This is a genomic window from Brevibacterium gallinarum, assembly GCF_014836885.1.
In the GTDB taxonomy this organism is placed as follows: Bacteria; Actinomycetota; Actinomycetes; order Actinomycetales; family Brevibacteriaceae; genus Brevibacterium; species Brevibacterium gallinarum.
This window is the reverse complement of sequence record NZ_JACSPY010000019.1, coordinates 41,666-52,279: the sequence shown is the minus strand read 5'-3', so window position 1 is coordinate 52,279 and position 10,614 is coordinate 41,666. Positions and strand designations below refer to the sequence as shown.

11 protein-coding genes are annotated in these 10,614 nt (G+C 65.9%); 9 read left to right on the top strand and 2 right to left on the bottom strand.

The features are described from left to right. Positions 1-554 precede the first annotated feature (554 nt). Entirely contained in the window at positions 555-1,283 is a 729-nt protein-coding gene (locus H9634_RS13420) for an SOS response-associated peptidase (protein WP_175294118.1), read from the bottom strand. Between the two features lie 72 nt (positions 1,284-1,355). Here H9634_RS13420 and H9634_RS13415 point away from each other — a divergent pair, with 72 nt between their 5' ends. Then, positions 1,356-1,859: a MarR family winged helix-turn-helix transcriptional regulator gene (locus H9634_RS13415; protein ID WP_170274548.1), complete on the top strand. Its 504-nt coding sequence runs from the start codon at positions 1,356-1,358 to the stop codon at positions 1,857-1,859. A gap of 18 nt (positions 1,860-1,877) precedes the next feature. Here the strand turns inward: H9634_RS13415 and H9634_RS13410 are convergent, their stop codons facing one another. After that, a complete protein-coding gene (locus H9634_RS13410; RefSeq protein ID WP_191727310.1) occupies positions 1,878-2,411 on the bottom strand; it encodes a putative immunity protein in 534 nt (177 codons plus the stop codon). Between the two features lie 281 nt (positions 2,412-2,692). Here H9634_RS13410 and H9634_RS13405 point away from each other — a divergent pair, with 281 nt between their 5' ends. From H9634_RS13405 to phnD, 8 genes are all read left to right on the top strand, one after another. Further along, complete coding sequence (locus H9634_RS13405) at positions 2,693-3,859, top strand: acyl-CoA dehydrogenase family protein (protein ID WP_191727309.1); 1,167 nt, start codon at positions 2,693-2,695, stop codon at positions 3,857-3,859. Beyond that, complete coding sequence (locus H9634_RS13400) at positions 3,860-4,906, top strand: enoyl-CoA hydratase/isomerase family protein (RefSeq protein ID WP_191727308.1); 1,047 nt, start codon at positions 3,860-3,862, stop codon at positions 4,904-4,906. It abuts the gene before it with no gap. Continuing rightward, on the top strand, positions 4,903-5,679 hold the full coding sequence (locus tag H9634_RS13395; protein ID WP_191727307.1) for an enoyl-CoA hydratase: 777 nt from the start codon (positions 4,903-4,905) through the stop codon (positions 5,677-5,679). Before H9634_RS13400 ends, H9634_RS13395 begins: the two co-directional genes overlap by 4 nt. Positions 5,680-5,825: 146 nt before the next feature. Continuing rightward, positions 5,826-6,806, top strand: a complete 981-nt coding sequence (locus tag H9634_RS13390) for an NAD(P)H-dependent flavin oxidoreductase (protein WP_191727306.1) — start codon at positions 5,826-5,828, stop codon at positions 6,804-6,806. Continuing rightward, positions 6,803-7,573 (top strand): crotonase/enoyl-CoA hydratase family protein, encoded by a 771-nt coding sequence (locus H9634_RS13385; RefSeq protein WP_191727305.1) that lies wholly within the window; start codon positions 6,803-6,805, stop codon positions 7,571-7,573. The genes H9634_RS13390 and H9634_RS13385 overlap by 4 nt, the downstream gene beginning before the upstream one ends. A gap of 151 nt (positions 7,574-7,724) precedes the next feature. Next, positions 7,725-8,717 carry an NAD-dependent epimerase/dehydratase family protein gene (locus H9634_RS13380; protein WP_191727304.1) on the top strand — a complete coding sequence of 331 codons (993 nt, stop codon included), beginning with the start codon at positions 7,725-7,727 and terminating at the stop codon, positions 8,715-8,717. A gap of 175 nt (positions 8,718-8,892) precedes the next feature. After that, the gene (locus tag H9634_RS13375) at positions 8,893-9,597 is read left to right on the top strand and encodes an HAD family hydrolase (protein ID WP_191727303.1); all 705 of its coding nucleotides are present in this window, start codon (positions 8,893-8,895) and stop codon (positions 9,595-9,597) included. Beyond that, positions 9,594-10,583, top strand: a complete 990-nt coding sequence (phnD, locus tag H9634_RS13370) for a phosphate/phosphite/phosphonate ABC transporter substrate-binding protein (RefSeq protein ID WP_191727302.1) — start codon at positions 9,594-9,596, stop codon at positions 10,581-10,583. The genes H9634_RS13375 and phnD overlap by 4 nt, the downstream gene beginning before the upstream one ends. Positions 10,584-10,614 lie beyond the last annotated feature (31 nt).

Below are 10,614 nucleotides of genomic sequence, written 5' to 3'. Positions count from 1 at the left end.
TGCTTCAACCAGAAACAAAAAATTCTGGCATCACAAAAACAAACAAACACGCTATTGAGTTCTCAAAGAACAGACGCTCATCGACTCCGCCTGGCTTGCGCCGGCCTCATCGAGGCAACTTCTCCATCTTACCTCCCACTCGGACTCTGTCAACTCGGCGTTTCGCCGTGTCGTGAAGTTCGTGTGGGTGGCCTCGCTTTCGCTGCGTTTCCGCAGCCGCCCTGCGAGGCGGGCGGTTTTCTACTCTAGACCATCTGCGACCCGGTGTGCAAGTCGCTGTCTGCGATCTCGCTCACCTGCCCGCTGGTCCGTCTTCCGGATGATGCCTCCATCCCCTCCGACGTGGAGCAGAACTGCCCTGCTTTCCAAGCGTTTTGCCTGGTCAGAGCACTTGGACTTGCGTCCGTCGCGCTGGGCAACGAGTACTAACTTAGACCCCTGCGGAGTGCCGATGCAACTCGGAACGCTGTGCCCTTCGTCACAGGTCTGTCCGGCCGCTGCCGCGCTGTCCGCAGGATCGGCTTACTGGTGCCGATCATGGCCGCCTGGCAGCTTCATTCGACAGGCTGCGCGACCGCGGGATCCTGGTTTCTCACGTTCCCGACCGCTGCTGAGACTTTGACGCGTTCGACCGATGCTGGGTCGAAGCCGGTGATGAGACCGTCGAGCACGGCGCGCGCGCTGTCGCTTTCGTGTGAAGGATCCAGCCAGTCGCCGAGGGCCTCAGGCTGGGCCATCACCGGCATCCGGTCATGCACATCGGCCAGGTGTCCTGTCGAAGGACAGGTGATGATCGTGGTCGAGACGAGCCACCCGTTCTTGATGGCCGGGTCGGTCACGACCTGCCCGTCGAGGTCGGGCCGGCGCCGGAACTCGAAGAGCCCGATCATGTAAAGAGGGCGTTCGGCCTCGGCCTGCATGAGCCACGGCTGCTTGCCGGTCTCGGTCTTCTCCCATTCGTAGTAGCCGGTGACCGGGATGATGCAGCGCTGGGAGGCGAAGGCGTGGCGGAACATCGGCTTCTCGTGCACTGTCTCGGCACGGGCGTTGAACGCCTTGAAGCCGATCTTCTCTTCTTTCGCCCAGCCGGGCACCAGTCCCCAACGGGCAGTCTCGAGCCGGCGGATGACCTCGCCTGAGTCCTCAACGCGTTCGGCGACGATCGGCAGGGCGGCACCCGGAGGGACGTTGTAGCGGGGCGCGAACGTGTAGTCGACGACATCGATGCCGAGCTCAGCGACGATGTCGTGTGGATCAGTCGCCATGTTCAGTCGTCCGCACATAACCTGATCGTGCCACGTCAGTATGCTGGTGCCAAGTGTTCGCAGGTGAGCAGATTCGGCAGGAGGAACGACGTGGAACGGGAGTTCGACCCGATCGACGAGTCGCGCAGGCAGTGGCTTGCCCATGGCTGGACCGACGCTGCCGACGGCATGACGCTCGTCATCTCCATCATGCGCGCCCACCAGCTGCTGCTCGCCCGGGTCGATCAGACGCTGCGGCCGCTGGGGCTGACCTTCTCCCGCTATGAAGTGCTTGCCCTGCTGTCCTTCACCCGTCGCGGCAGCCTGCCGATGAACAAGATCACCAAGCGCCTGCAGGTGCACGCGACCTCGACGACGAACTCGGTCGACAGACTGGAGGCCGCCGGCCTGGTCGCCCGCCGCCCGCATCCGGCCGACGGGCGCACGACGCTCGTCGAGATCACTGAGGCCGGCCGTCAGCTCGTGACCGAGGCGACTGCCGACCTCAACCGGGACGTATTCGAACAGCCCGGTCTCGCACCAGCCGATGTCAGCCGGCTGCTCGGTGAGCTCAGCGCTCTGCGCGCTGGTCTCGACGGCTCCGCCCGGGACTGATGCCCCTCATCGGGCGCATCAATGCGCGCAGGAGTGGGCCTGGATGATGGAGATGACCTGACCGCGCACGCCGGTCGTCAGCAGCCCGGATCCCAGCGGCCCGCCGTCGTCGGTGCCCAGCCGCGGCAGCTGACGCAGCGCAGTGCGGGCATGGGGTGTCAAGACGCCGAGCTGCCAGCGCACCTCGTCATCGACCGCCTCGGGATCGGCCGGCAGTGCAAGCCCGGCGGCCTGTGCCGCATAAGCGGCAGCACCGAGCGCGTGGGCTCCCATATGCGCCACCGCAGCTGCCTGCGCTGCAGCCCGGGCTGCAGCCGCCCCCGCCGGTGAACTCGCGGAGCTGGCCGCGCGCACGGCGTCGACGCGGCACTGGACCTGACCGGCGGCCCCGAGCTCGCCGCGACTGAAGGCGTAGGCGCGCTCGATCGCATCGCGAATCCGCTCATCGGATGTCTCGGCCTCGAACAAGGGCAGCACACGCGCGGCGCAGTCGGCAGCCCAGGCGGCGGCTGCCCGCCGGTGGGCGAGGCTGAGAGTCTGCGAGGAGACCATGGGGATGACCTTCCGGGGATGTCTCTGGGGATAGAGGGGGCCGGCAGACTGCGGCAGGGTGACCGCGGTCGCACCGACAGCCTACCGCCACCACCTGCCAGACCCCAGTCCGCAGCACCTGGGTGCCCACCGCCTCGGGGGCGGATGGCACAATGGTGCCGAAGCAGAATTAGTTGGACGTCCAAGTAATCTTCACTACCCTGGACACAGACCGGTCGTGCACTCCGCGGCTGCCGCACGTCCGCTGGTGCACGGCACGACCCACAGCAGAAGGAGCCACGATGGCACGCTCAACCGCGTCCGCTCTGACATTCGGGCTGACCGACGACCAGATCGAACTGTCCAATATGTGCCGCGATTTCGCCGATGCCGAGATCGCTCCGCACGCCCTTGACTGGGATGCCAACAAGCACTTCCCCGTCGACGTCATCCAGAAGTCCGCCGAGCTCGGCATGGGCGGCATCTACGTCTCTGAGGAATCCGGCGGCGTGGGACTCGGCCGGCTCGATGCCGCTCTCATCTTCGAGGCCCTGTCGACCGGCTGCCCGTCGGTGGCCTCCTACATCTCCATCCACAACATGGTCGCGTGGATGGTCGATAAGTACGGCAATGAGCAGCAGAAGGAGAAGTACCTCCAGCCACTGGTGGCCTTCGAGAAGCTCGGCTCCTACTGCCTGACCGAACCCAACGCCGGCTCCGATGCCGCAGCCCTGCGCACCACCGCCCGGCTCGACGGCGACCACTATGTGCTCAACGGCGTCAAGCAGTTCATCTCCGGTGCCGGAACGTCGGAGATCTACCTCGTCATGGCCCGCACCGGCCAGGAGGGATCGCGCGGCATCTCGACGTTCATCGTCGAGAAGGGCACCGAGGGCTTCGACTTCGGGCCCAATGAGATCAAGATGGGCTGGAACGCCCAGCCGACCCGCCAGGTGTTCATGGAGAACGTCAAGGTGCCGGTCGAGAACCGCCTGGGCGAGGAGGGCGAGGGCTTCAAGATCGCGATGTCCGGCCTCGACGGCGGCCGCCTCAACATCGGCGCCTGCTCGCTCGGCGGCGGGCAGTCCGCACTGGAGAAGGCCATCACGTACATGGGTGAGCGGCAGGCCTTCGGCACCGAGCTCAACGGCTTCCAGGCGCTGCGCTTCCGGCTGGCGGACATGCAGACGAAGCTCGAAGCCGCCCGCTCCCTGCTGCGCCGGGCCGCAGCCGCCTACGATGCCGGGGATCCGAACACCTCGCTGCTGGCGTCGATGGCGAAGCTGGCGGCGACCGATGCCGGCTTCGAGGTCGCCAACGAAGCCCTGCAGCTGTTTGGCGGATACGGTTATCTCAACGAGTATGGAATCGAGAAGCTGGTGCGCGATCTGCGCGTCCACCAGATCCTCGAAGGCACGAACGAGATCATGCGGGTCATCATCTCCCGCAAGAGCACAGGAGTGGGATAAATGACGTCATCTGACGACGCGCTCGTCATCACACGCGTGGTGAACGGCCTCGGCCGCATCGAGCTGAACAAGGCCAAGGCGATCAACGCCCTCGGCCGCGACATGGTCGCCTCCATCGACAGCGCACTCAACGCATGGCGCGACGATGACGCCGTCGCCGCTGTGCTCATCACCGGCCGCGGAGACCGCGGCCTGTGCGCCGGCGGCGACATCAAGGCGATCTACCAGGATCTGGTCGCCGGCACCTCCGAATCCCAGGACTTCTGGGCCGAGGAGTACCGGATGAACTTCGACATCGCCGGCTACCCCAAGCCCTACATCGCGATCATGCACGGCATCACGATGGGCGGCGGCGTCGGCGTCTCCGTCCACGGCTCGCACCGCGTGGTGACCGAGACGACGAAGCTGGGCATGCCCGAGACCGGCATCGGCCTGTTCCCCGACATCGGCGGCACCTACCTGCTCGCCCAGACCCCCGGTGAGATCGGCATGTACATGGGCCTGACCGGCCTGCCGATCGGACCGGGTGCCGCACTGGCCTACGGGCTGGCCGACACCTTCGTGCCCCAGGAGAAGGTCGAGGAGCTCATCTCAGCACTCGAGGCCGACGGCACGAAAGCCGTCGAGACCCTGGCCTCCTTCGCCGGCGAGGCACCGGCCAATGAGCTGGCCGAGGCTGAGGCGTGGATCAACACCTGCTTCGCCCACGACTCCGTCGAGGCGATCCTCGCAGCCCTCCTCGCCCACGGCGATGAGGATGCCGCCAAGACCGCTGAGGTCATCAAGGCCAAGTCCCCGCAGTCGCTGGCAGTGACCTTCGAGATGATCCGGACGGCGAAGACGATGACGCTGCAGGAGGTGCTCGAGCGCGACTTCCGGGCCGGCACGGAGATCGCCGCCCGCCCGGATCTGCGCGAGGGCATCCGTGCCCAGGTCATCGACAAGGACCGCAACCCGCAGTGGAACCCGGCCACGCTCGGCGAGGTCGAGCAGGCCGAAGTCGACGCGATCCTCAACACCGAACAGGACAGGAAGGTTTTTTCATGACCGACTTCGAGACGATCCTCACCGAATCCGCCGACGGCATCGCCGTCATCACTATCAACCGCCCGAAGGCCCTCAACGCCCTCAACCAGCAGGTGCTCGAGGACATCGCGACCGCAGCCGAGCAGTTCGACGCCGATGACTCCGTCAAGGCGATCATCATCACCGGCACCGACCGCGCCTTCGCCGCCGGTGCTGACATCAAGCAGATGGCCGAACTCGACTTCGCCACCGCCTTCAAGACCGACTTCTTCGCCGGCTGGAGCCGCCTGACTGCGGTGCGCAAGCCGACGATCGCCGCGGTCAACGGCTTCGCACTCGGCGGCGGCTGTGAGGTGGCGATGATGTGCGACATCCTCATCGCCTCGGAGAAGGCGAAGTTCGGCCAGCCCGAGATCAACCTCGGCGTGCTGCCGGGCATGGGCGGCTCGCAGCGCCTGACGCGTGCGATCGGCAAGGCCAAGGCGATGGACCTGTGCCTGACCGGCCGGATGATGGACGCCGAGGAGGCCGAGCGCTCCGGGCTTGTGGCCCGCGTCGTCCCGCACGACGAGCTGATGGACGAGGCCCGCAAGATCGCCGCAACGATCGTTAGCAAGTCCCGCATCGCCTCGGCGATGGTCAAGGAGGCCGTCAACGCCTCCTTCGAGACGACGCTGCAGCAGGGCCTGCTCTTCGAGCGCCGCCTGTTCCACTCGGCACTGGCGACCAACGACCAGTCCGAGGGCATGGCCGCCTTCGTCGAGAAGCGCGACCCGGACTTCACCGACACCTGATCGGCCCGCCGGCGACAGCCGGCATCCGCTCCCGAGGCGGCGGTCACCCCAACGGGTGTCCGCCGCCTTGCACGTGGTGTGGGTTACAGTAGTGGGCGACAGCGCTTAACAATCGTTCGGTCACCCCGACGTTCACGAGGAGAAACATGGCTCTTCCCGAGGTCCTCACCCGTCCCCTGCGGCTGCCGGTCATCGCATCGCCGATGTTCATCGCCTCCGGTCCCCAGCTCGTCACCGCCCAGTGCCAGGCCGGTGTCATCGGCGCGTTCCCCACGCTCAACGCACGCCCGGCCGAGCTGCTCGATGAATGGCTGCACGAGATCGAAGAATCCAATGCGGCGTTCGCGAAGGCGAACCCGGACAAGCCGGTCGGGGCGGTCGCAGCGAACCTCATCGTGCACCGGTCCAACAACCGCATCGAGGCTGACCTGGAGACGATCGTCAAGCACCAGGTGCCGATCGTCATCACCTCACTCGGCGCCCGCACCGAGGTCAATGACGCCGTGCACTCCTACGGCGGCATCGTGCTCCATGACGTCATCCACAACGGCTTTGCGCACAAGGCGATCGAGAAGGGCGCCGACGGGCTCATCCTCGTCGCCGCCGGCGCCGGCGGACATGCCGGAATGCTCTCACCCTTCGCGTTCCTCAACGAGGTCCGCGCCTGGTTCGACGGCCCGATCGCACTCTCCGGAGCACTCGCCCACGGCCGTTCGGTGCTTGCCGCCCAGGCTACCGGGGCTGACTTCGCCTATGTCGGCTCGGCGTTCCTCTCGACCCCGGAGGCGCAGGTGACCGACGGGTACCGGCAGATGATCGTCGACTCGACTGCCAGCGACATCGTCTACACCAACCTCTTCACCGGCGTGCACGGCAACTACCTGCGCGGCAGCATCGAAGCCGCCGGCCTCGACCCGGACAACCTGCCCGAATCCGACCCCTCGAAGATGAACTTCGGCTCCGGCGGCTCGGAGAAGTCGAAGGCTTGGCGCGACATCTGGGGTTCGGGTCAGGGCATCGGGACGATCGATGCGTCCCTGCCGGCCGGTGAGCTCGTCGCCCGCCTGGCCGATGAGTACGAGGCCGCCAAGGCCGACATGCTCGCCACGCTCGGAGTCAGCTCATGATCGAACAGCCCGAGGTGCTCACCGAGGTCCGCGACGGCGTCCTCGTCATCACCCTCAACCGGCCCGAGGCGAAGAACGCCGCGACTGCGGAGATGGCCCGGCTCATGGCCGGGATCATCGACGGCTTCGATGCGGATGACAGCCTCAGCGTCGCCGTGCTCACCGGCGCCGGCGGAACGTTCTGCTCCGGGATGGACCTCAAGGGCTTCGTCCGCGGTGAGCTGCCCGGCCTGCCCGGCCGCGGGTTCCTGGCACTGACCGAGGCACCGCCTGCCAAGCCGCTCATCGCCGCTGTCGAAGGCTACGCGCTGGCCGGCGGGTTCGAGACGATGCTCGCCTGCGACCTCGTCGTCGCCTCGGAGTCGGCGAAGTTCGGCATCCCCGAGGTCAAGCGCGGCCTCGTCGCAGCAGCCGGCGGGCTCGTGACGCTGCCGGAGCGCACCCACCGGGCGGTGGCAATGGAGATGGCGCTCACCGGAGACATCTACCCGGCGGCCTTCGGTGAGAAGCACGGCTTTGTCAACGCCTTGGTGCCTGAAGGCCAGGCACTCGACGGTGCGCTCGCGCTGGCTGAGCGGATCGCCGCGAACGGGCCGCTGGCTGTGCGCGCTTCGAAGCAGATCATCAGCGAAAGCCCGGGCTGGCCGGCCGGTGAGAAGTTCACCCGCCAGGCGGCCATCAGCGACCCGGTCATGGAGTCCGACGACGCCCGCGAAGGTGCCACGGCGTTCGCCGAGAAGCGCGCTCCGCGCTGGACCGGACGGTGAGAACCACCCGCATCTGCTGAACGACGAAGCGCCCCGCACTGTGCTCAGTGTGAGGCGCTTTGCTCATTCATGAACCTGTCTTCCACGTCCCGCCTTCTGCTGACAGCGGATCGGCATTGTGACTGGTCGCCCCGAGCCCTAGCGTGAGGGCATGAGTCTCTCAGTGCTTCTCTTCGGCGGCAACGGCATGCTCGGCCGTCAGCTCGTCACCGGTTTCACCGGAGCCGGTCATCACGTCACGTGCGCCTGCCGCGGCACGACTCCCGTTGCCGAGGCAGCGGAGTTCATCGCCGTCGACCGCGATTCCTCTGAAGGGTTGAAACGGTTGGCTGACCGCCGCTGGGATGTCGCGATCGATCTGACGAGCCACCCCGGCTTCGTCCGCGACGCGCTCGGCACTGTCGATGCCGCGCACTGGATCTACATCTCCTCGGCCAGCGTCTACGCGCGCGGCGACATCTTCGAACCTGACGAGACCGCGCCGATCCACCCGGCAATGGCCGATGACAAGCTCGACGACGCGACTGACTACGGTGCCGCGAAGTCAGCCTGCGAGGCAGCTGTCGAACGGCTTGCTGCCCAGCACCTCATTATCCGCCCCGGCCTGCTCGGCGGTGCTGGCGATGACACGGGTCGGTCGGGTTACTACCCGTGGCGGTTCGCACATCCCACCGGGCCCGAGGTGGTGGTTCCGGTGGACATCGGATTCCCCCTCAGCCTGCTCGACGTCACCGACCTGGCCGATTGGATCGTGCACTGTGCTGAGCACCGGACGACGGGGATCTTCAACGCTGCAGGACCGACAGCCACTCTCGGAGAGCTGCTTGACGCCGCGCAGCAGGCCGCCGGCACGGAGGTGGCGTTCGTGCCCGTGGACGCTGGGCTCCTCACCGATGCCGGAGCGGGCATGTGGATGGGTCCGGAGAGTCTGCCGCTGTGGGCCGAGATCCCTGACATGCCCTTCATCGGCACCGTCGGCGCTGATGCCGCACGCGCCCGAGGGTTGACACACCGGCCGCTGGAACAGACCTTTGCCGACGCTCTGGCCTTCGAAGAGTCCCGCGGTGGTCCGATTGCAGCCGGTGCTGCGGGGCTGAGCGATGACACGGAGGAGACGCTTCGCCGGCTGGCGCGCGGGGACTGACCCGCCACCTCCTATGTGCTGCACCTGCCCCGGCTGATTCCGTCTGCCGGGGCACTTCTATGCGGTTTGGACACTGTCACCGCAAATTCACCTTCCTGTGGTCGCTCCGTTCATACAGTCTATTTATCGTGGACGGCACGTCCACAGCTGTGGTCGTACAACCCAAAGGAGCCCCGTGGCAGCAAGCATCATCTTCGACTTCGATGGCACTCTGGCGATCGGGCATGGCCCTGTCCTGGCCTACGCCGACGAAGCCGCCGCATTCGCCGGCGCGGATTTTCGCTCGCGCGTCGATGAAGCACTTGCGGACTTCGACTCCGGCGACCGCACCTACCGCGACGGTTATGACATCGTCGGCTCGCTGGCTGCAGCTGATGGAGTCGATGAGGACACGCTGTCCGGTGCGTATCGACGCAGTCGGGTGAAGCTCGGCACCACCGATGCACCCGTGAGAACCATCGAGGACCTCGATGGCTTCCTGGCCGCGCTCGCACCGCATGCCGAACTCATCCTGGCGACCAACGCCCCTGAGCAGAGCATCCATCAGGTGCTCGACTCCTGGGGAGTGCGCGAGCGCTTCGACGCCGTGCACTTCAACGTCGGCAAACCCCTGGGGCTCGTCGACATCGCCCGGCATGCTTATGTGCGCGGTCCTGTACTCGCCATCGGCGACATCGTCGAGTTCGATCTCGCGCCCGCCTGGGCGATGGGCGCAGACACCGCCCTCGTCGGGGCGACCGCGTTCGACAGTGCAGCTCCCGTCACCATGCGCGGAAGCTCGCTGGCAGATCTGCGCGATGGAATCCTCCATTGGACTCAGACCCACTCCGCGTCAGTCTCCTCCACTCCACTGCAAACCAAAGAAAGCAGGCTGTCATGATCCGTCCTCTGCTCGCTTCCACCGCAGCACTCGCCTTTGCCATCACCGCAGCAGGCTGCGGTTCAGCCTCCAGCGCATCCGACAACCCCGACTCCATCACGATCTCGCTCGTCCCCTCCATTCAGGGTGAAGATCTTGCTGAAGCCCTCGACCCGCTGACGAAGTACCTCAGCGAAGAGCTCGACATTGAGGTCAACGGAGTCGTCGCCAACGACTACGCCGCCACCGTCGAAGCCCTCGGCTCGGACCAGGCGCAGGTCATCATCACCGATGCTGGCTCGATCTACAACGCCATGAACCAGTACAACGCCGAGCTCATCCTTCGCGACGTCCGGTTCGGAGCCACCTCCTACGCCTCGATGGCCGTCACCAACGAACCCGACAAGTACTGCGAAGACGAGCCGGTCAAGGCGACGTACCAGGCGGCAGATGCCGAGCTGACGTACTGCAACGGCCTCGAAGAGGCCAGTTCCAGCGCCTCGGGACAGGGACCGAAGGGTCTCGAAGCTCTCAAGAAGGCCAAGGGTGCGAAGGTCGCAGTCCAGGCCACCACCTCGCCAGCGGGCTACCAGTACCCGGTCGTTGCGATGAAGGAACAGGGCCTCAATCCTGACTCCGATATCGAGCAGATCCCGGTCGAGGGCAACAACAACGCCGTCATCGCTGTGGCCAACGGAGACGCCGAAGTCGGGTTCGCCTTCTGGGACGCCCGCTCAGAGGTGCTCCAGGAGACCCCGGACATCGGCGATAAGGCGGTCGCTTTCGCCTACTCGGACATGATTCCCAACGGCGGAGTTGCTGTGGCCCAGGATCTGCCAGAGGACCTCAAGAAGAATCTCACCGATCTGATGGACAACTACGCGGATTCCTCCGATGAGGCCAAGACCGTCATGCAGGATCTCGTCAACCTCTCCGACTGGACCACTGAGCTGGAAGAAGACCAGATTCAGCGCTACGGCGAGATCCTCGAGGAGTTCTCGCAGTGATCATTCTGCCGTCCCAGACTCGGCACCTGAA

Bases quoted from the DNA above. Each gene is read 5' to 3' on its own strand.
- H9634_RS13420 (WP_175294118.1), bottom strand. From the start codon at position 1,283: ATGTGCGGACGACTGAACATGGCGACTGATCCACACGACATCGTCGCT.
- H9634_RS13410 (WP_191727310.1), bottom strand. From the start codon at position 2,411: ATGGTCTCCTCGCAGACTCTCAGCCTCGCCCACCGGCGGGCAGCCGCC.
- H9634_RS13405 (WP_191727309.1), top strand. From the start codon at position 2,693: ATGGCACGCTCAACCGCGTCCGCTCTGACATTCGGGCTGACCGACGAC.
- H9634_RS13400 (WP_191727308.1), top strand. From the start codon at position 3,860: ATGACGTCATCTGACGACGCGCTCGTCATCACACGCGTGGTGAACGGC.
- H9634_RS13395 (WP_191727307.1), top strand. From the start codon at position 4,903: ATGACCGACTTCGAGACGATCCTCACCGAATCCGCCGACGGCATCGCC.
- H9634_RS13390 (WP_191727306.1), top strand. From the start codon at position 5,826: ATGGCTCTTCCCGAGGTCCTCACCCGTCCCCTGCGGCTGCCGGTCATC.
- H9634_RS13385 (WP_191727305.1), top strand. From the start codon at position 6,803: ATGATCGAACAGCCCGAGGTGCTCACCGAGGTCCGCGACGGCGTCCTC.
- H9634_RS13380 (WP_191727304.1), top strand. From the start codon at position 7,725: ATGAGTCTCTCAGTGCTTCTCTTCGGCGGCAACGGCATGCTCGGCCGT.
- phnD (WP_191727302.1), top strand. From the start codon at position 9,594: ATGATCCGTCCTCTGCTCGCTTCCACCGCAGCACTCGCCTTTGCCATC.